This window comes from Quadrisphaera sp. DVD1 (assembly GCF_058932755.1).
Map to the genome: position 1 here is coordinate 23998 of NZ_JBZYWI010000006.1, position 18819 is coordinate 42816.

The following is an 18819-nucleotide window of genomic DNA, read 5'->3' on the forward strand; positions in this document are numbered from 1 at the left end:
CGCCATGGTGTCAGGTGGCGCGCGCTCCGGGCCGCCGGGCCAGCAGCACCCAGTAGTCCAGGTCGCGGCCCTCGCGGCGGACCGTCGAGCGGTGCACGTGCACCGGTCCCACCGAGCGCCCCATGGCCGAGGCCAGCTCGGGGGCCGCTGACGCCGACCAGATCGCGAGCAGCCCGCCCGGGCGCAGCCGGGTGCCGGCCACGGCCAGGGACGCTGGGTCGTAGAGGTCGGCGTTGGTCTCGGCGACGAGGAAGCTCGGCCCGTTGTCGACGTCGAGCAGGACGGCGTCCGCGCTCGCCTCGGGCAGGGCCGGCAGCACCTGCGTGACGTCCCCGACCACGACGCGGGTGCGCGGGTCGTCCAGGACGCCGGCCGTGGCGGGCACCAGGCCCTGCCCGACCCAGCCGACGATCGCCGGCTCGACCTCGACCACCGTGGCGCTGGCCACCCGCGGGTCGGCCAGGGCGGTCAGCAGCGTGAACCCGAGGCCGAGCCCGCCGATGACGACGTCGAGGCGGTCGCCGTCCAGCGCGGCGAGCGCCGCGGTGGCCAGCTCGCGCTCGCTCTCGGTGTCCTGGTCGTCCATGACCATGACGCCGGCGCAGACGAGGTCGACGAGCGGGCCTCGCGGGGTGGGCCGGCGGCGCAGCACGATCTCGCCCATCACGCCGTCCTCGCGGCCCAGCTCGGTCCAGGTCGACTCCTCCCAGGCGGCGTCCTCCCACGAGGTGCCGGACCGGTCGTCGTCGTCCTCGGCGCCCGCCCCGGCGTCCCGGCGGCTCACGCCAGGTCGTTCCCGGCCTCGCCGACGACGTCGCCGAGGCGCACGTGCCCGCCGAGCAGGCTGTAGGTGGCGCCGACCACCGCGCAGCGCCCGCTGGCCACGGCGTCGGCCACGACGACCGAGCGCTCGGCCAGGAGGCGGGCGGTGTGGCGCACGTGCTCGCCCTGGATGCCCTCCATCGTCGTGGCCCCGGCGCGGCGGGCGCTGAGCACGCTCGGCATGACGCGCTCGACGACGTCGCGCACGTAGCCGCCCGGCATGACGCCGTCGTCGAGGGCCTCGACCGTGGCCGCGACGGCGCCGCAGTCCTCGTGCCCGAGCACGACGACGAGGGGGATGCCGAGGACCGCGATGCCGAACTCCACGGAGCCCAGCACACCGCTGTCGACGACGTGGCCGGCGGTGCGGACGACGAAGAGGTCGCCCAGGCCCTGGTCGAAGACGAGCTCGGCGGCCACGCGGGAGTCCGAGCAGCCGAAGACCAGCGCGAACGGCCGCTGCCCGGCGGCGAGCTCGGCCCGGCGGCCCGGGCTGGTGTCGGCGGAGGAGGAGGCGCCGGCGGCGAAGCGCGCGTTGCCCGCGCGCAGCACGGTCCAGGCCTGTTCGGGGGTGGAGGGGCGCTCGGCGCCTGCAGGTCGGTTCAGCACGGACACGGGGTACAGCCTGCCCGATGCCCGGCCGCTGCGGTCGCCCCTGTCCCGGGGTGCTCCCGCCGACCGCACTCCTGCCGAGGAGTGCCGTTCGCGAGCGCCCTTGAACCGCACTTCTGCCGAGGAGTGCGGTTCGCGAGGGCCCTGGAACCGCACTCCTGCCGAGGAGCGCGGTTGCCGGGGCGGGTCAGAGGCGGCGGGCGGGGCGCGCCAGGTCGGTGCGGGTCGGCGGGTCGGCGCCGGGCCGGGAGACCGTGATCGCGGCGGCGGTGACGGCGTGCCGCACGACCTGCTCCAGCACGTCGGTGCTGATCGCGGTCAGCGCCTCGCGGGCGGCCGCGCCGAGCAGGTCGTGCTCCCACAGGCCGTCGAGCAGGGCGGCCATCGCCGAGTCGCCGGCGCCGACGGTGTCGGCGACGTCGACGCGCGGCGCCTGGACCGAGACCTCGCCGGCGCGGCACAGCGCGTACATGCCCGAGCCGCCCATGGTCACCACGACGACGGCCGGGCCCTGCTGCAGCCACCGGGCCGCCAGCTCCTCCACCGGCACGCCGGGCACCAGCCAGTCGGCGTCCTCGTCGCTGAGCTTGACGACGTCGCTGGCCGCGACGAGCGCCTCCACCCGCGGGAGCACCGCCTCGGCGCTGCCCATGAGGTCGGGGCGCAGGTTCGGGTCGTAGCTCGTCGTGGACGCCGTCCGCGCGGCGCGCAGGATCCGCTCCACGGTCGCGCCGCCGGGCGGCAGGACGGCGCCGATCGAGCCGGTGTGCACCGCCACCGGCTCCGCGGGCAGCTCCGCGTCGCCGAGCTCCCAGCGCAGGTCGAAGACGTAGCTGGCCTGGCCGTCCTCGGCGAGCGTCGCGGTGGCCACCGAGGTCGGGCCGGGCTGCACGCTGCCCTCGACGACCTCCACGCCCGAGGCGCCCAGGTGGTCCAGCACCGCCCGGCCGCGGGCGTCGTCGCCGAGGGCGGTCAGCAGCGAGGTGGGGCGGCCGAGGCGCGCGAGGCCCAGCGCCACGTTGGCGGGGCTGCCACCGGGGTGCTCGCTGGTGCTGCCGTCCGGGCGGACCACGACGTCCACCAGTGCCTCGCCGACCACGAGGATCCTGCTCATCCCAGCCTCCCCGGGCTCTTCGAGGCCTCCCGGCCTCCGGCCGATCGCCACCGATCGGTCGCCGGGGATCGTAGCGGCGGTGGGAGGATGGGCCGGTGAGCACCTCCGCCCCCGCAGGGCCGCCTCCCGGGCCGGCACCCGCGCCGCAGCGCCGCCGTGGCGGGGGCACGGCGGCGGACATGGTCCGCTCGGTGCTCGTCGTGCTGGCCATCGTGCTCGTCATCGGTCTGCTTGCCGGCCGCCAGGGCGGCCGGATCGAGCGGCCGGTGGACGTCGCCGACGCCACGGCGCGCGCCGTCGCGGCCGGCCTGCCGGTGAGCGAGCCCCAACTGCCCGGCGGGTGGGAGGCCACAGGCGCCCGCTTCGCCCCTGACACCACCGAGGGCCTGCCGACCTGGCACGTGGGCTACCTGACGCCGCGGGAGGGCTCGGCCATCGTCGACGTGACCCGCGGCGCCACGCCGTCCTGGGTCCAGGCCGTCACCGGCGAGGGCGAGGAGCAGGGCGAGCGCGAGGTCGGCGGGCAGACCTGGCAGCTGCTCGACGACGGCGACGAGCCGGCCCGCCTCAGCCTCGTGCGCGAGCAGGACGACACCACCACGGTGGTCAGCGGGAGGGCCCGCCTGGCCGAGCTCGAGGTCCTCGCCGAGGCCGTCACCGGCTGAGCACCGGCTGAGCACCGGCTGAGCACCGACTGAGCACCGGCTGAGCACCGACTGAGCACCGGCTGAGCACCGACTGAGCACCGGCTGAGCACCGGTTGAGGCGCTGACCCCCACCGGGCTGCGGCGGGCTCAGCCCTCGTCGCCCTCCGCGGCGGGCTGGCGGGCGGCGTCCAGGCGCGCGCGGGCGCCGTCCAGCCACTGCTGGCAGCGCCCGGCGAGGGCCTCGCCGCGCTCCCACAGCTGCAGCGACTCCTCCAGCGGCACGCCGCCGGCCTCCAGCCGCCGCACCACCTCCACCAGCTGGTCGCGGGCCTGCTCGTAGCCGAGCTGGGCCACGTCGGTCTCACTCATCGCCGTCCTCCTGCGCGTCGTCGTCGGGGTCCTCCGCGTCGACCACCTCGACCACGAGCGAGCCGGTGGCCAGGCGGGCCCGCAGCCAGTCGCCGGGCTCGACGTCCTCGGGGGAGCGGACCACCGCGCCCTCGTCGGTCTGCAGCACCGCGTAGCCGCGGGCCAGGGTGGAGGCGGGGGAGAGGGTGCGCACGGCCGCGGCCAGCGAGTCGACCTGGCCCTGCGCGCGGTGCAGCGCGGCGTCGAGGCCGCGGCGGGCGCGGTCGCGCGCCTCGGCCACGCCGCGGGCGTGCTCGCCGAGGACCCGGTGCGGGTCGGCCAGCGCCGGGCGCGAGCGCAGCGCCGCGAGGGCGGCGGCCTCGGCGTCCAGGCGGCGGGTGACCGCCCGGCCCAGCCGGGTGCGGGCGGCGGCCAGGCCGGCGACCTCCTCGGCCACCGCCGGCACCACCCGCCGGCCGGCGTCGGTGGGGGTGGAGGCCCGGACGTCGGCCACGAGGTCGAGCAGCGGGTCGTCGACCTCGTGGCCGATCGCGCTGACCACCGGAGTCGTGCAGGCGGCCACGGCGCGCAGCAGCGTCTCGTTGCTGAAGGGCAGCAGGTCTTCGAGGGAGCCGCCGCCGCGGGCGACGACGATGACGTCGACCTCCGGCTCGGCGTCCAGCGCGGCGACCGCGGCGCTGACCTCGGAGACCGCCCCCACCCCCTGGACGGCGACCTGGCGGACGTCGAAGCGCACGCCGGGCCAGCGGTCGCGCGCGGTGCGCAGCACATCGCGCTCGGCGGCGCTGGCGCGCCCGCAGACCAGGCCCACCACGCGCGGCAGGAACGGCAGCGGCTTCTTGCGCCCGGCGTCGAAGAGGCCCTCGGCGGCGAGCAGGCGCTTGAGGTGGGCGATCCGGGCGAGCAGCTCGCCGACGCCGACCGGGCGCAGGTCGGTGGCCGCCAGCTGCAGGCTGCCCCGCTTGGTCCAGAACTCCGGGCTGGCCCGGACCACGACCCGGGCGCCCTCGGCCAGCCCGTCGGGCAGGGCCTGCAGCAGGCGCACGTGCGCGGTGACCGGCAGGGACATGTCGACGTCGGTGTCGCGCAGGGTGAGGTAGCAGGTGGTCGTGCCGGGGCGGTTGACCGACTGCACCACCTGGCCCTCGACCCAGACGCTCGGCATCTTCGCGACGTAGTCGGCGATCTTGGCGGTGAGCAGCCGCACCGGCCAGGGCTGCTCGGCGCTGGTCTGGGCTGCGGTGGCGGGCAGCGCGCGCGGCCCCGCGGGCGCGCCGGGAGCCCCGGCCGGGGGACCGGGCTCGGACTCCTCCGCAGCGACCACCCGCACAACCTACGATGGAGGGGTGACAGCCACGCCGACCACCGCCGCCCTCCGCACCGAGACGGCCCCCGCGGGCGCTGCGCCGGCCGCACCGGGCCGGCGCCGGGTGCTGCTGGCCGCTCCCCGCGGCTACTGCGCCGGCGTGGACCGCGCGGTGGTGACCGTGGAGAAGGCGCTGGAGCACTACGGCTCCCCGGTCTACGTGCGCAAGGAGATCGTCCACAACAAGCACGTCGTCGAGACGCTCTCGCGCCGCGGCGCCGTCTTCGTCGACGACACCGACGAGGTGCCCGAGGGCGCCCGCGTGGTCTTCTCCGCCCACGGGGTCTCGCCGGCCGTGCGCCAGGCCGCGGACGCCCGCTCGCTGCTCTCGATCGACGCGACCTGCCCGCTGGTCACCAAGGTGCACCGCGAGGCCGTGCGCTTCGCCCGCGACGACTTCGACATCCTCCTCATCGGCCACGCCGGTCACGAGGAGGTCGAGGGCACCGCCGGGGAGGCCCCCGAGCACGTGCAGCTCGTCGACGGGCCCGACTCCGTCGACGCCGTCACGGTGCGCGACCCCGACAAGGTGGTCTGGCTCTCGCAGACCACGCTCAGCGTCGACGAGACGATGGAGACCGTCCGCCGCCTGCGCGAGCGCTTCCCCTCCCTGCAGGACCCGCCGAGCGACGACATCTGCTACGCCACGCAGAACCGCCAGGTGGCGGTGAAGAAGCTCGCCGAGCAGGCCCAGCTCGTCATCGTCGTGGGCTCGGCGAACTCCTCGAACTCGGTGCGGCTGGTCGAGGTGGCGCTGCAGTACGGCGCCAGCGCCTCGCACCGGGTGGACACCGCCGCCGAGGTCGACCCGGCGTGGTTCGAGGGCGTCGACGTGGTCGGCGTCTCCTCCGGGGCCTCGGTGCCCGAGATCCTCGTGCGCGAGGTGCTCGAGCTGCTGGCCCAGCACGGCTACGGCGAGCCGGAGGAGGTGCGCACGGCGCAGGAGGACCTGCTGTTCTCCCTGCCGCGCGAGCTGCGCAAGGACCTCGAGCTGAGCCCGGCCGGCACCGCGGGATCCAGCTGCTCGACCAGCTGAGGACCCAGGGCGCAGCGGAGGAGGCGACGGCTGGTGCTCTCCCGGCCCTCTGTGGGCCGTTCGTGTGCCAGGCGCCTGGAGGCCCCAGGACGTCGAGAGCGCGCTGTTAGCCTCCTCAGCGGCATGCTGGGAAGAGGAGCCGCGCTGCCGTGACCGAGTCAGGAGGCGTGGTGCGACTCTCGAGACCGCTGGTGAGACGGCTGGACGAGGAAGGGCTCCGCGAGATGTGCCAGTGCCTCGCGCAGCAGCTGCAGGACTTCGCCCCGGACGTCGTGGTGGGGATCGCCACCGGCGGAGCGGACGTGGCCGAGCACGTCGTCTCGGCGCTCGACGGTGCACCCCGCCTGGTGATCACTCGCAGCCAGCGACCGGGCACCCGGCTCAAGCAGAAGCCGGTCTTCGCCTGGGCCCTCAAGGCCATGCCGGAGACGCTGGCCAACGCGGCCCGGTGGTTCGAGGTGGAGTACCGCGAGGCCCGCTTCCACCTGGGGGGGGCGGTCGACCGCCTGCGGGCCCGCGGCGGGCTGCCGCGCCGGCTCCTCGGGGCGCCCCGTCCTCACCCGTCCTCGCAGATCGTGAGGCCGGACCTGCTAGCTGCCGCGGTCGTGGGCGCGGCCCGGATCGCCGTCGTGGACGACACCGTGGACTCGGGACAGACGCTGAGGGGTGTCACGGACGCCGTGGCGGCCGCCAACCCTGGCGCCCAGGTCAGGACCGCTGCGATCGCCACGACGTGGCGCCGTCCTCCGGTCGAGCCCGACTACGTCATCCGGGGCCGCCTGCTCCTCCGCCTGCCGTCGAGCTTCGATGCCTGAGCGGGGCGAGCCGCTCGTCCTCGCCTCGGACCTCGACGGGACGGTCGTGGGCACCAACACCTTCCCGCACTTCGTGCGGTTCCTGGCTCGGGAGCTGTGGCGGTCCAGGCGGCTGCCTGCCCTGGTCGGACTCGTCTCCGTCGTAGCTCTCCGTCGAGTGCGGTTGGCGGGACACCACCACCTGAAGGTGGTCGTCTGCCGCCTGGGGGGGACCATCGCTCCGCAGGACGCCGCGGCGTGGGCGCAGTCCATGCTGGACAGGTGCGGGCACCCGGCGGTGGTCGAGATGATCGACCGCTGGCCCGGCCGGACCATCCTCACCACGGCGGCGCCCGAGGTCTACGCCCTCCACTTCGCGAGGCTCCTGGGCATCCCGGAGGTGCACGGCAGCGAGGCGCAGGGGTGGAAGCTCACCAACAACGAGTCGCACGCCAAGGCGGTCAGGCTCCGCGCTGCGGGTGCAGGCCGGCTGGCCGTCTTCATCACCGACGACCTGGTCCTGGACGCCCCGGTGGCGGCGCTGGCCGACCGGGTCCACGAGGTGCGCGCCGGCGGCACCGTGCGGGAGGTCGCATGACGAGGGTGCACCTCGTCGCGTCGTTGGGCGGGCACCTGGAGCTGCTGCGCGCGGTGTCCTCGGCGTTCGACGGCGCCGACCGGACGTGGCTGACCAGCGAGGGCGTCGCGGCGGAGGGGCTCAGAGCGCGCGGCGAGCGCGTGCTCGCCCTGCCGCGGCTGGACCGGGGCAGCGCCACGGGCCGCTCGCTGCTGACCGGCGTGGTCCTGGCGCTGCGCGAGCGGCCAAGGGTCGTGGTGACGAGCGGGGCTGGGCTCGCCGTCCCGTTTTGCCTCGTCTCCCGGCTGCTCGGTGCCCGGCTGGTGCACGTGGAGACCATGGCGCGCGTCACGAGCGGGAGCAGCACCGGCAGGCTGCTGGCGAGGTTCGCCGACGCCGTCCTCGTGCAGTGGCCGGACCTGCTGGCCGTCTACCCCTCCGCCGAGGTGTGCCGTCCTGCTCTGCTGGAGGAGGCCGAGGGGGTCCGGGGCGGCGGCGCCGGGACGTTCGTGACGGTGGGCTCCCACGACCAGCCGTTCGACCGGCTGCTCGCGGCGGTCCGGGCGGCGGCGGTCGAGGGCGTCCTGCCCGCCCCGCTGCTCGTCCAGCGCGGCGTGGCAGAGGAGTGGGACGGCCCCGGGACGAGCGTCGACTTCATGCCCCGCGAGGACTTCGAGCGGGCCGTCCGCTCGGCGGAGGTGGTCGTCACCCACGCCGGCGCCGGAGCGGCCGCCGCGGCGGTCCGCGCCGGCAGGCGACCGGTCGTCTTCGCCCGACGTCACGCCCTCGCCGAGCACGTCGACGACCACCAGGTGCAGATCGCGACCAAGCTCGACGAGCTGGGCCTGGCCGTCCTCGTCGAGGACCGGATCACCGGCGCGGACGTCGCCGCCACCCGCGACGCCGGTCCGGTCCCGTCGCAGCACTGGGCCGCGGCGCCGAGCCTCCGTGACCGCCTCGCGGACGTGGTGGCCTCGGCGCTGCAGCGGCCGCGCTCGTTCAGGGTGCTCGCCCCCCGGCGACCTCGGTCGCAGCGGTAGGGACGTACCGGGACGGAAGCGGTCAGGTCTCGACCTCCAGCACCGCTCGAGGTCGAGGGTCTGTTCAGGCGCTCCAGCGGCTCACCTGCTCGGTGTCCGCCGCACGCCCCGGCGCGCTCTCGTCCAGCAGCAGCTCGGGCGCGGTGAGCGGGCGCGGCAGGTGCTCCAGCGGCGCCACCACCGGAACCTCGGTGTCGGTGAGGTCGAGCTGGCCCATCCGCCGCGCGGAGACCAGCACCCGCTGCTCCATCGTCGCGACGACCTTGTTGTAGTCCTCCACGGCCCGCCCGAGGGTGCGCCCGAGCTTGCCGGTGTGCTCGCCCAGGGTGGCCAGGCGGGAGTGCAGCTCGCGGCCGAGGACGAACAGCTCCTTGGCGCCCTCGCCGAGCGCGGCCTGCTGCCAGGTCAGGGCGACGGTGCGCAGCAGGGCGAGCAGCGTCGTCGGCGTGGCGAGCACCACGCGTCTGGCCATGGCGTGCTCCAGCAGCGCCGGGTCGGCCTCGCACGCGGCCGCCAGGAAGGCCTCTCCGGGCACGAAGCAGACGACGATCTCGGGGGACGGCTCGAACGCCGTCCAGTACTGCTTGGCTCCCAGGGCGTCGACGTGGCCGCGCAGCGCCTTGGCGTGCTCGACCGCCGCTGCGGCCATCCGGCGCTCCCCGGCCGCACCCCCGCCGCCAGCGCGGGCCTCGAGGAACGCCGCCAGCGGCGCCTTCGAGTCGATCACCACGTGCTTGCCGCCGGGCAGGCGCACCACGGCGTCCGGGCGCACCGAGGCGCCGTCGCGGGTGGTGCCGACCACCTGCACGTCGAAGTCGACACGCTCGAGCATGCCGGCGTGCTCGACCACCCGGCGCAGCTGCACCTCGCCCCACGTGCCGCGGACGTTGGACGAGCGCAAGGCCCCGGCCAGGACCGCGGTCTGGTCGCGCAGCGCCTCCCCGGAGGCCTGCACCGCCATGAGCTGGGCGCCGATCCGGCCGTACTGCTCGGCGCGCTCGCGCTCGAGCGTCTCCACCTGGCGCTCCAGGCGGGCGACGCTGCTGCCGACCGGGGCGAGTGCTGCTGCGAGGCCCATGTCGTCGGCCGCGGCCTCCTCCAGGTCGTCGACGCGGCGGCGCAGCAGGTCGCGCTCGGCCTGCAGGCCCGCCAGCCGCGCCGCCTCCCGGCCGCGCCCGGCCACGACCCCGACGGCGAGGCCCAGGGCGAGGCCGAGGACGACGGCCAGCACGGCCACGAGCAGGGAGGAGGACGTCATGCCAGCACGGTGCCACGGGCCACCGACGGAGTGGGCCGGTTCGCGGCGTCCGGCGGCCCGGTGCCACTGCGGCGGACCGGCGTCGTTCCCGTCCACCGCCGCTGAGCCGTAGGCTCTTGGTCCCGTGGCCCTCACCATCGGCATCGTCGGACTGCCCAACGTCGGCAAGTCCACCCTCTTCAACGCCCTGACCAAGAACTCGGTGCTCGCGGCGAACTACCCGTTCGCGACGATCGAGCCCAACGTGGGCGTGGTGCCGCTGCCCGACCCGCGCCTGCAGGCCCTCGCCGCCGTGCACGGCAGCGCCCGCCTCGTGCCCGCGACGGTGTCCTTCGTCGACATCGCCGGCATCGTCCGCGGCGCCAGCGAGGGGGAGGGGCTGGGCAACAAGTTCCTCGCCAACATCCGCGAGGCCGACGCCATCTGCCAGGTCGTGCGCGTGTTCACCGACCCCGACGTCGTGCACGTCGAGGGGCGCGTCGACCCGGCGTCCGACCTGGAGACGATCAACACCGAGCTGATCCTCGCCGACCTGCAGACCCTGGAGCGGGCCATCCCGCGCCTGGAGAAGGAGGTCAAGACCAAGAAGGCGGAGAAGTCGGTCCTCGACGCGGCTGTGGCGGCCCAGGAGCTGCTCAACACCGGCACGACGCTGTTCGCGGGGGCCGCGAAGGCAGGCATCGACACCGCCGCGCTGCGCGAGCTCGGCCTGATGACCACCAAGCCGTTCCTCTACGTCTTCAACGTCGACGAGGCCGGCCTGGTGGATGCGGACCGCCGGGCCGAGCTGGAGGCGCTCGTCGCCCCCGCCGACGCCGTCTTCCTCGACGCCCAGCTCGAGTCCGACCTGGCCGAGCTCGACGAGGCCGAGGCCGCGGAGCTGCTGACCAGCGTCGGGCAGACCGAGCCGGGCCTGGACCAGCTCGCCCGCATCGGCTTCCACACCCTGGGCCTGCAGACCTACCTCACCGCCGGGCCCAAGGAGGCGCGCGCCTGGACGATCCCGCAGGGCGCGACCGCCCCGCAGGCCGCCGGCGTCATCCACACCGACTTCCAGCGCGGCTTCATCAAGGCCGAGGTGGTCTCCTTCGCCGACCTGGTCGACGCCGGGTCGATGGCCGAGGCCAAGGCGCGCGGCCGGGTGCGGATCGAGGGCAAGGACTACGTGATGCAGGACGGCGACGTCGTGGAGTTCCGCTTCAACGTGTAGCCCGCGGCTGCCCCCGGCTCCGGGCGCCCGCTGACGGGCCCGTCCGGGACGACGACGGCGGTGGCGCCATGGCCCCCTGCGCCGACCGGGGGTCGTCGGACGGTCGGGGTGGCACCCTAGTCTCACCCGAGAGAAGGGTCCCCTGACGCGGGGCCGAGGCCCGCCGCCGCCAGGAGGGGGTGACGACCGCCGTGGCCGACATGCCGCCCACCGTCCCGCCGTCGCCACCCCGCGCCCGGCCGACGTCGGGTGGCGCTCCCCGGGTGCGTGAGCACTGGATGGACGTCCTGCGCGGTGTGGCCGTCCTCCTCGTCCTCCTCTCCCACGCCCTGGTGCTGCCGGAGGTCTACACCGAGCTCCGCGAGCCGTCGTGGGTGCCGGCCGTGTACGAGAGCTTCGCGCCGTACCGCATCCCGACCCTGGTGCTGCTCTCGGGGATGCTCCTCGGTCCGTCGCTGCGCAAGGGCCGCCGTCGCTACTTCTCCGGAAAGCTGCGCGCCATCGGCTGGCCGTACCTGGTCTGGACCGTCCTCTTCGGCGCGCTGTCGTGGCCGGTGTGGTCCGTGCTGGGCGTCCTCGGCGGCGGGACCTACCTGTGGTTCCTGCTCTTCCTCCTGATCTTCTACGCAGCGGCGTGGGTGCTGCGGCCCGTCCCCACCTGGCTCGTCGTGGTGGTCGCCCTGGCGGGGTCGTTCCTCGCGCCCGACGGCTCGAAGTACGGCGAGCGGCTGCTCTACCTGTTCGCCGTGTTCCTGTGCGGGCACCTGATCGCCAGCCACCCTCGCGCCCGGGACTGGGTGACGAGCTCGCGGTGGGCGCTCGTGGTCGCCGTCGCGCTGGCTGCCGTGCACGTCGCCTCGGGCCTCGGCCACGGCTACGGGCCGAGCGCGGGCCTGCTCACCGCGGCGGGGATCCTCGTGCTCGTCCAGGCAGCCCGGGCCGTCGCCCAGCGACCCGTCGTGGCGCCCCTGCGCTTCGCCGGACGCAACTCCCTGGTCTTCTACGTGACCCACTACCCGGTGATCGCCGTCATCCTCGTGCTGGCCGAGCGGGCGGGACTGCACGACGTGGAGGTGCTCATGGTGGTTTCCGCGACGGGCGCCCTCGTGGCGGGCGCGACCCTGGCGCACCTGCGGGACCGTCGGTGGGTGTCGTGGCTGTTCGAGCCCCCGCAGGGGCGACCCACCCTGGTCCGCCACGAGGCCGGAGGCCGCCGGTCCGTCTGACGCCGGCCCGCCCTAGTCTCCCCGACGGCCCGCCCGTCGACCTGGAGGTGCTCGTGGTCCCTCCGCGCCGCGACGTGCTGGGCCAGGCCACCCGGTTCGTCGTCGTCGGCGTGCTCGGCGCGGTCGTGGACCTGAGCACCTACGCCCTCGCCCTGCACCTGGGCCTGGGCACCACGGCGTCCCGGGCGCTGAGCTTCTGCTGCGGCACGGCCACCGCGTACGCGCTGAACCGCCGCTGGGCCTTCCGCGTCGAGGGCGGCGCCGGGCGGGCGGCCGGCTTCGCCGTCCTCTACGCCACGACGTTCGCCGTCATCCTCGCCACCAACGCGCTCGCCCTCGCCGTCCTGCCGGACGGGGGGTGGCGCGTCCCCCTGGCGTGGGCGCTCTCCCAGGGCCTGGGGACCACCTGCAACTTCGTGGTGCTGCGCACCGTCGTCTTCCGGACCTGAGCCGGACACCCGGCGTCCACCCGTCTCCGGTGGCCGGGGGAGGGAACCGCAGGCACCCTCGGAGGACGGCGTCCGCCGCCCGAGGAGGTCCACCGGCTCATGCCGCGCACCACGCCAGCCGTCGTCGCGCCACGCCCCGCACCGCCGCTCGCGCCCCCCACCGCCGAGCTGGCGCTGCTGCTGGGAGTGCAGCGCGCGTTCGCGCCCCGTGCGGCCCTCGCCGGGGCGCGGGTGCTGGGCGCGCTGGGGGAGCACGCGGCGCTGTGGCTGGCGCTGGGGGCGGCGGGCACCGCGCTGGACGCCGCCCGGCGTCCGGTGTGGGCGCGGGCCACCGCGGCGGTCGCCCTGTCGCACGCCCTGAGCGTCGCGCTCAAGCGGGTCGTGCGCCGGGCGCGCCCCGCCCACCCGGAGCTGCGCGTGCACGGCGACGGGCTGGGCCGCTTCGGCTTCCCGAGCTCGCACGCGGCGTCCACGACGACGGCGGCCCTGGCGCTGCGGTCGGCCACCGGCTGGCGCTGGCCGCTGGTGGTGCCGCCGGCGATGGGGCTGTCGCGGATGGTGCTCGGCGCCCACTACGCCAGCGACGTGCTCGCCGGCGCGGCGCTGGGCTCGGCCGTGGCCGTGACGGCGCTGGGGCCCGCACCGGCACGACGGGGAGGCAGGCCGTGACCGCCGTGGCGCCCCTGGTGACGGCGACGCGCCCCCGCCAGTGGGTCAAGAACCTGCTCGTCCTCGCGCCGCTGCTGCCCGCCGGTGAGCAGGTCGGCGTCGACTCCCTCGTCGGCGCCGGCACCGCCTTCGTGGTGTTCGTCCTCATCTCCTCGGCCACCTACCTCTTCAACGACGTCGAGGACCGCGAGGCCGACCGCCGGCACCCGGTCAAGCGGCACCGCCCGATCGCCTCCGGCGCGCTCTCGCCGGCGAACGCCCGCATCGCGGCCGTGGTGCTCGTCGCCCTGGGGGTGCTCCTGGCCAGCACCCGGGGCTGGCAGCTGGTGGCGGTGGCGGCCGCCTACCTGGCGATCCAGGTCTCGTACTGCCTCTGGATGAAGCACGAGCCGGTGCTCGAGCTGGCCAGCGTCGCGTCCGGCTTCCTGCTCCGCGCCCTGGCCGGGGGCGTGGCCGCGCACATCCCGCTCTCGCAGTGGTTCCTCATCACCGCGGCCTTCGGGTCGCTCTTCGTCGCCGCCGGCAAGAGGTACGGCGAGGCCGAGATGGGTGCCCGCACCGGGTCGCCGGTGCGCCGCGTCGTCCAGCGCTACAGCCGCAGCTACCTGCGCTTCGTGTGGACCATGGCGGCCACCGTCGTGGTGATGAGCTACGCGCTGTGGGCCTTCGACGTCCAGACCGACACCGGCTCGGCGTGGGGCCTGGTCTCGATGGTCCCGTTCGTCCTGGCCGTGATGCGCTACGCGGTGGACGTCGACGAGGGCTCGGCCGAGGAGCCCGAGGAGGTCGTCCTGCACGACCCCGTGCTCATCGGCCTCGGCCTGGCCTGGTGCGCCTCGCTGCTGCTGGCCGTCTACACCTGAGCGGGGCGGGCCCGGCTCGGGCCCGCCCCGCTGCCCCTCACAGCGGCAGGCGCCGGAAGACCGGCGCGGGCACGTGCCGCAGCGCGCTCATCACCCAGCGCAGCGGGGCGGGTGCCCAGACGACGTCCCGGCCCGAGCGCAGCGCCCGCACCGTCACGTCGGCGACGTCGCTCGGGTCCACGGCCAGGGGAGCGGGGTCCAGACCCTGGGTCATGGCGCTGCGGACGAACCCCGGCCGCACGACGAGCACGCGCACGCCCGCCGGGCGCAGCGCCTCGCGCAGGCCCGTGAAGAACGCGTCGGCGCCCGCCTTGGCGGAGCCGTAGACGAAGTTGGAGCGGCGCGGGCGCTCGCCGGCCACCGACGACAGCAGCACCACCGCGCCGTGGCCCTGCTGCCGCAGCCGCTGGGCCAGCAGCACGCCGAGACTGACCGCCGCGGTGTAGTCGACCTGGGCGATCCGCACGGCCGCGGCGTGGTCCTGCCAGGCGAGCTCCTGGTCGCCGAGCACCCCCAGGGCCAGGACCGCCACGTCGACGTCGCCGTGCGCGAAGGCCGCCGCGACGGTCGCCTCGTGGCTGGTGACGTCCTCGCCGTCCAGGCCGACGACCTCGACCTCGTGCCCGGCGCCGGCGAGGCGCGCCCGCGCCTGCTCCACCCGCGGCCCGGGGCGGGCGGCGAGCACCACCCGCAGCGACCGCGCGGCGCCGAGGCGCTCCACGACGGCGAGTCCGATGTCGGAGGTGCCGCCCAGCAGCAGCACCGACCGGGGGTTCCCCACGGCGTCCATCACAGCTCCAGCCTCCTGCTCAGGTCTGAGGTGAAGACCCTGTCGGGGTCCACCCGGTCCCGCACCCGCGACCACCGGTCCAGGCCCGGGTACATGCGGCGCAGCGACGCCGCGGGCAGCCGCGAGTCCTTCGCCAGGTAGATCCGGCCGCCGGCGTCCAGGACGACCTCGTCCAGACGGTCCGCGAGCGCCCCGGTGCCGGCGCCCACCGGCAGGTCCACGGCCAGCGTCCAGCCGGGCGTCGGGAACGAGAGCAGGCCGGGGTTGCCCGGCCCGAACCGCTTGAGCACCGCCAGCGACGCCGGGACCGGCCCGCTGGAGAGCAGGTGCATCGCCGCGCGGACCGCGTCCTCCTGGCCGAAGGGGACGGCGAACTGGTACTGGACGAAGCCGCGCCGCCCGTACACCCGGTGCCAGCGCTCGACGACGTCGAGCGGGTGGAAGAAGGGGGAGATGCCCTGCACCTCGCCGCGGCGCTCGCGGGGGGCCCGCCGGTAGTACAGCTCGTTGAAGGCCGCGACGCTGGCCCGGTTCACCAGCCCCGACGGGAAGGCGTCCGGGGCGGTGGCCAGGGCGCGGGGGGCGAAGGCGAGCGGGTCGCGGGCGGCGCGGCGCCCCAGCTCGTCGCGGCGGGCCGCCCGCCCGCGCGTCAGCACCGCGCGGCCCATCCGCGGGCCCCGGGCCTGGCAGTCGATCCACGCGACCGAGTAGTCGTACTGGTCGTCGGAGGCCGACAGCCGGGCCATGAGGTCCTCGAGGTCGCTGGCCCGCTCGGTGTCGACGACGACCGAGGCGGTCTCCACCCGCCGCATCCGCAGCGCGGCGCGCAGCACCACCCCGGTCAGGCCCATGCCCCCGGCGGTGGCCCAGAACAGCTCGGGGTCGGCGTCCGGCCCGGCCCGGCGCACGCTGCCGTCGGCGAGCAGCAGGTCCAGCCAGGCCACGTGGTCGCAGAAGCTGCCGCTGGCGTGGTGGTCCTTGCCGTGGACGTCGGCCGCGACCGCGCCGCCGACGGTCACCTGGCGGGTGCCGGGCGTCACCGGCACGAACAGGCCCAGGGGCAGCAGCGTGCGCATGAGCTGGTCCAGGGAGGCCCCGGCCTCGACCTCGACCAGGCCGGTGCGCGCGTCGACCGAGAGCACCCGGTCCATGTCCAGCAGGCTCAGCACCGTCCCGCCGGCGTTCTGCGCCGGGTCGCCGTAGCTGCGTCCCAGGCCGCGGGCGATGACGCCGCGGTCAGGCCGCGCGAGGACGCTCGCGGCCACCTCCTCGTCCGTCCGGACCCGGCGCAGGTGCGCCGTCGTCGGGGCCGTGCGGCCCCAGCCGCTGAGCGTCGCTGAGGTCTCGGGCGCTGTGGTCGTCGTGGGCACGGTTCTCCCCCTCGGAGGGCGTGGTCGGTGCGGGCGGGCGCTGCGACGGGGCCGGCGGGGCCGCCTCGTGCGCGCTCGCGGGAGGCGGGCGGCGCGCGGCGGCGGCCACGCAGGTCCCGAGCAGCAGGAGCCATCCCCACAGCGGCAGGAGCCCCAGCGCCGTGGCCGGCAGGCCCGTGACGCCCTCGAGGCGCCAGCTGTCGGCGCTGCCGAACAGGTAGACCCCCGCCCAGGCCGGCCAGGCCCGCACGAGGGAGTCGCGCCGGCCCGCGGTCACGAGCAGGGGCAGCAGGTAGACGCCGTAGTTGGCCCAGGAGAAGGAGGAGGCCAGCACGGTGCCCAGCATGAGCAGGGGCACCGCCTCCAGGGGCGCCAGGGGGCCGCGGCGCCGGCGCCAGACGACCCAGCAGGCGGCGGCGAACGCCGCGACGCGCAGCGCCAGGCCGAGCAGCGGCGGGAGCCCGAGCTGCTCGGTGGCACCGTGCAGCGAGCGGTCGTAGGGCGCGAGCACCGCGCGGTTGCCCCCGGCCAGCAGGGGCAGGACGTCGGTGAGGAAGACCGACCGGTCAGGGACGGCGAGCAGCCCGGCGGCGCTGAGGACGGCGCCGGTGACCGCTGCCACGGCGACCGCGCGGAACCGGCCGAGCAGCACCAGGGCCAGCACCACCGGCGCCAGCGTGGGCTTGGCGGCGCAGACCAGCCCGAGCAGCGCTCCGGCCGTGGCGTCCCGGCCGCGCAGCAGGAGCACGATGACGCCAGTCTCGGCGAGCAGCAGCAGGAGGTCGACGTTGCCCTGCGCCAGGAGGCCGGTCACCGGCCGGCTGGCTGCGGCCAGCAGCAGGACGCCGGCCGTGACCGGCGAGCCGGGGCGGCCGCCGACCACCCGCACGAGCAGCAGCAGGGCGGTCACCAGCGCGGCGGCGCTGAGGACGGTGAGGACCACGACGGCCGCCCGGAAGGGCAGGAGCCCCAGCGGGGCGAGCAGCCACCCGGCCAGCGGCGGGTAGATGAACTCCCGCTCGACGTCGTAGAGCGGGCCGCCGCTCACGAGGCTGTGCGCGCTGCGCCAGAGGATGTCCAGGTCGCGGGCCGGTCCGAGGCTCGACCGCACGACCGCGTGGAGCAGCGCGCCGAGAGCCAGCGGCCACAGCACCGCCGCCGCGCGCCGCTGCCAGGGGGTCTGGGTCTGGATCCGGGTCTGCGTCACCGGCGGAAGGCCATGAGGTGGTAGCCGCAGGAGGGCCGGCTGCCGCTGGCCACGTGGGCCAGCTCGTAGCCGGCGCGGGCGCCGGCCTCGTGCAGCGCCCCGTCGGTGGGGTACCCCGCCACGAACCGGTCGGCGTCGGTGCTGACGAGCACGAGGACGTCCGGCTCCCGCGCCATGACGAGGCCGGCGCGCTCGCGGTACGGCAGCGGGCCGGTCTCCTGGATCACCGGGTCGTTGAGGAAGAAGCTGTCCACCGCCGTGCGGCCCCCGGCGCGGGCCGGCACCAGACCGGCGTCGGAGACGGCGAAGGAGGTGTCGGGCCCGGTGGTGCGCAGCCAGGCGGCGACGTCCTCGCGCGCCCCGACCCGGCAGTCGGTGTACCGCTCGTGCCAGCGCTGCACCTGCCCGGCGCCGCCGCCGGGCACGACGAGGACGGCGAGCGCGGTGGCCGTGGCCAGGACCACCGCCGCGGCCTGGCGCAGCCGGCCGCGGAGCCGGGAGGCCAGGGCCGCCACGGCGGCGCCGGCCAGCAGCGCCAGGAGCGGCCACACCGGCATGAAGAACCGGCTGTAGCTGTTCGCGCTGTCGAGCGTGCCGATCGAGCCGGCGACGAGCACCGCGGGAGCGACGGCGAGCAGCCGCGCCCGCCCGCGTGCCACCACGACCCCGACGAGCGCGAGCGCCAGCACGACGGCCGCCTGGCCGGCGAACTTGCCCAGCACGGCGAGCGCCTCGCCGGTGCCCGACTTGTAGAGCACGGAGTTGGGCAGCAGGTGCCCGTACACCGCCAGCCGCAGCCCCTCGAGGACCGCCTGGGAGACGACCGGGACGCCGACCAGCACCGCGGTGCGGCGCAGGCCCGCCGCGCGGGTGCGCCGGCGCAGCAGCCCCGGGCCCTCGCTCAGCGCCACCACGGCCATGCCCACGACGAGGCCCTCCGGGCGCAGCCACGGCAGCACGGCCAGCGCGGTCGCCGCAGCGAGCGGGCGACCGCCGTCCGGGCGGGAGAGCTCGAGCACGCCGGCGGTGAGCAGCGCCGCCACGACCGTGGTCTCCAGCCCGCCCAGGGCCCACAGGGCGAAGGGCGCGCAGCAGGCGGTGACGAGGACCGCCACGCGCGCGGCCGGTCGGCCCACCACGGCCCGCCCGCGGACGTGGAGGAGGACCAGGCAGGCCAGCGACGCCAGGACGCCGAGCGTGCGGGCCGCCGCGAGCGCCGACCACCCGGCCGCGTCGGCCAGCGCCTCCAGCCCGACCAGGAGCGGGTTGCTGAACCCCTCCGCCCGCGGGCCGCCGGGGTTCCAGACGGGCCCCGCGCCCGAGGCCAGGTTCTCCGCGTACCGCACGGAGATCCACGCGTCGTCCGTGACGAACCCGCGCAGGCGCCAGCACAGCCACAG

The 18819-nt window shown here is 76.1% G+C and carries 20 protein-coding genes; 10 read left to right on the forward strand and 10 right to left on the reverse strand.

Annotation, left to right across the window (positions count from 1 at the left end; all coding sequences use genetic code 11):
* Window positions 1-10: 10 nt before the first annotated feature.
* From AC5FZL_RS01460 to AC5FZL_RS01470, 3 genes are all read right to left on the reverse strand, one after another.
* Window positions 11-784, reverse strand: coding sequence for a hypothetical protein (locus AC5FZL_RS01460; RefSeq protein WP_493616789.1), 774 nt, complete (start codon window positions 782-784; stop codon window positions 11-13).
* Entirely contained in the window at window positions 781-1437 is a 657-nt protein-coding gene (locus AC5FZL_RS01465) for a carbonic anhydrase (RefSeq protein WP_493616790.1), read from the reverse strand. The genes AC5FZL_RS01460 and AC5FZL_RS01465 overlap by 4 nt, the downstream gene beginning before the upstream one ends.
* Window positions 1438-1621: 184 nt before the next feature.
* Entirely contained in the window at window positions 1622-2548 is a 927-nt protein-coding gene (locus tag AC5FZL_RS01470) for a carbohydrate kinase family protein (protein WP_493616791.1), read from the reverse strand.
* Between the two features lie 95 nt (window positions 2549-2643).
* On the opposite strand from AC5FZL_RS01470, the gene AC5FZL_RS01475 reads away from it, so the two are divergent.
* On the forward strand, window positions 2644-3213 hold the full coding sequence (locus AC5FZL_RS01475; RefSeq protein WP_493616792.1) for a DUF4245 family protein: 570 nt from the start codon (window positions 2644-2646) through the stop codon (window positions 3211-3213).
* Between the two features lie 129 nt (window positions 3214-3342).
* Here the strand turns inward: AC5FZL_RS01475 and AC5FZL_RS01480 are convergent, their stop codons facing one another.
* Both AC5FZL_RS01480 and xseA read right to left on the reverse strand, forming a co-directional pair.
* Window positions 3343-3564: an exodeoxyribonuclease VII small subunit gene (locus AC5FZL_RS01480; protein ID WP_493616793.1), complete on the reverse strand. Its 222-nt coding sequence runs from the start codon at window positions 3562-3564 to the stop codon at window positions 3343-3345.
* On the reverse strand, window positions 3557-4888 hold the full coding sequence (gene xseA, locus AC5FZL_RS01485) for an exodeoxyribonuclease VII large subunit (protein ID WP_493616794.1): 1332 nt from the start codon (window positions 4886-4888) through the stop codon (window positions 3557-3559). Before xseA ends, AC5FZL_RS01480 begins: the two co-directional genes overlap by 8 nt.
* Before the next feature lie 22 nt (window positions 4889-4910).
* On the opposite strand from xseA, the gene AC5FZL_RS01490 reads away from it, so the two are divergent.
* The 4 genes from AC5FZL_RS01490 to AC5FZL_RS01505 all read left to right on the forward strand — a co-directional run bounded on the left by AC5FZL_RS01490 (window position 4911) and on the right by AC5FZL_RS01505 (window position 8377).
* A complete protein-coding gene (locus AC5FZL_RS01490; RefSeq protein WP_493616795.1) occupies window positions 4911-5966 on the forward strand; it encodes a 4-hydroxy-3-methylbut-2-enyl diphosphate reductase in 1056 nt (351 codons plus the stop codon).
* A 191-nt stretch (window positions 5967-6157) separates the two neighbouring features.
* Entirely contained in the window at window positions 6158-6781 is a 624-nt protein-coding gene (locus AC5FZL_RS01495; protein ID WP_493616796.1) for a hypothetical protein, read from the forward strand.
* Window positions 6774-7358 carry a haloacid dehalogenase-like hydrolase gene (locus AC5FZL_RS01500; RefSeq protein ID WP_493616797.1) on the forward strand — a complete coding sequence of 195 codons (585 nt, stop codon included), beginning with the start codon at window positions 6774-6776 and terminating at the stop codon, window positions 7356-7358. Before AC5FZL_RS01495 ends, AC5FZL_RS01500 begins: the two co-directional genes overlap by 8 nt.
* On the forward strand, window positions 7355-8377 hold the full coding sequence (locus tag AC5FZL_RS01505; RefSeq protein ID WP_493616798.1) for a glycosyltransferase: 1023 nt from the start codon (window positions 7355-7357) through the stop codon (window positions 8375-8377). The genes AC5FZL_RS01500 and AC5FZL_RS01505 overlap by 4 nt, the downstream gene beginning before the upstream one ends.
* A 64-nt stretch (window positions 8378-8441) precedes the next feature.
* Here the strand turns inward: AC5FZL_RS01505 and AC5FZL_RS01510 are convergent, their stop codons facing one another.
* On the reverse strand, window positions 8442-9635 hold the full coding sequence (locus tag AC5FZL_RS01510) for a DNA recombination protein RmuC (protein WP_493616799.1): 1194 nt from the start codon (window positions 9633-9635) through the stop codon (window positions 8442-8444).
* A 124-nt stretch (window positions 9636-9759) separates the two neighbouring features.
* Here AC5FZL_RS01510 and ychF point away from each other — a divergent pair, with 124 nt between their 5' ends.
* The 5 genes from ychF (at window position 9760) to AC5FZL_RS01535 (ending at window position 14052) form a co-directional block, all read left to right on the forward strand.
* Window positions 9760-10845, forward strand: a complete 1086-nt coding sequence (ychF, locus tag AC5FZL_RS01515; protein WP_493616800.1) for a redox-regulated ATPase YchF — start codon at window positions 9760-9762, stop codon at window positions 10843-10845.
* 179 nt (window positions 10846-11024) lie between these two features.
* On the forward strand, window positions 11025-12071 hold the full coding sequence (locus AC5FZL_RS01520; RefSeq protein WP_493616801.1) for an acyltransferase family protein: 1047 nt from the start codon (window positions 11025-11027) through the stop codon (window positions 12069-12071).
* A 53-nt stretch (window positions 12072-12124) separates the two neighbouring features.
* Entirely contained in the window at window positions 12125-12520 is a 396-nt protein-coding gene (locus tag AC5FZL_RS01525; protein WP_493616802.1) for a GtrA family protein, read from the forward strand.
* Between the two features lie 99 nt (window positions 12521-12619).
* Window positions 12620-13189, forward strand: a complete 570-nt coding sequence (locus AC5FZL_RS01530; protein ID WP_493616803.1) for a phosphatase PAP2 family protein — start codon at window positions 12620-12622, stop codon at window positions 13187-13189.
* Window positions 13186-14052 (forward strand): decaprenyl-phosphate phosphoribosyltransferase, encoded by an 867-nt coding sequence (locus AC5FZL_RS01535; RefSeq protein ID WP_493616804.1) that lies wholly within the window; start codon window positions 13186-13188, stop codon window positions 14050-14052. The genes AC5FZL_RS01530 and AC5FZL_RS01535 overlap by 4 nt, the downstream gene beginning before the upstream one ends.
* Window positions 14053-14089: 37 nt before the next feature.
* Here AC5FZL_RS01535 and dprE2 read toward each other — a convergent pair whose 3' ends face one another.
* The 4 genes from dprE2 to AC5FZL_RS01555 form a co-directional block, all read right to left on the reverse strand.
* Entirely contained in the window at window positions 14090-14845 is a 756-nt protein-coding gene (gene dprE2, locus AC5FZL_RS01540) for a decaprenylphospho-beta-D-erythro-pentofuranosid-2-ulose 2-reductase (RefSeq protein ID WP_493616805.1), read from the reverse strand.
* Window positions 14842-16134, reverse strand: coding sequence for a decaprenylphosphoryl-beta-D-ribose oxidase (gene dprE1, locus AC5FZL_RS01545; protein WP_493616808.1), 1293 nt, complete (start codon window positions 16132-16134; stop codon window positions 14842-14844). Before dprE1 ends, dprE2 begins: the two co-directional genes overlap by 4 nt.
* Entirely contained in the window at window positions 16079-17419 is a 1341-nt protein-coding gene (locus AC5FZL_RS01550; RefSeq protein WP_493616806.1) for a glycosyltransferase family 87 protein, read from the reverse strand. The genes dprE1 and AC5FZL_RS01550 overlap by 56 nt, the downstream gene beginning before the upstream one ends.
* A partial coding sequence (locus AC5FZL_RS01555) for a DUF8728 domain-containing protein (protein WP_493616807.1) occupies window positions 17416-18819 on the reverse strand: 1404 nt, incomplete at its 5' end. The genes AC5FZL_RS01550 and AC5FZL_RS01555, both read right to left, overlap by 4 nt.

Bases quoted from the DNA above. Each gene is read 5' to 3' on its own strand.
- AC5FZL_RS01505 (WP_493616798.1), top strand. From the start codon at position 7,355: ATGACGAGGGTGCACCTCGTCGCGTCGTTGGGCGGGCACCTGGAGCTG.
- AC5FZL_RS01470 (WP_493616791.1), bottom strand. From the start codon at position 2,548: ATGAGCAGGATCCTCGTGGTCGGCGAGGCACTGGTGGACGTCGTGGTC.
- AC5FZL_RS01500 (WP_493616797.1), top strand. From the start codon at position 6,774: ATGCCTGAGCGGGGCGAGCCGCTCGTCCTCGCCTCGGACCTCGACGGG.
- AC5FZL_RS01510 (WP_493616799.1), bottom strand. From the start codon at position 9,635: ATGACGTCCTCCTCCCTGCTCGTGGCCGTGCTGGCCGTCGTCCTCGGC.
- AC5FZL_RS01480 (WP_493616793.1), bottom strand. From the start codon at position 3,564: ATGAGTGAGACCGACGTGGCCCAGCTCGGCTACGAGCAGGCCCGCGAC.
- AC5FZL_RS01530 (WP_493616803.1), top strand. From the start codon at position 12,620: ATGCCGCGCACCACGCCAGCCGTCGTCGCGCCACGCCCCGCACCGCCG.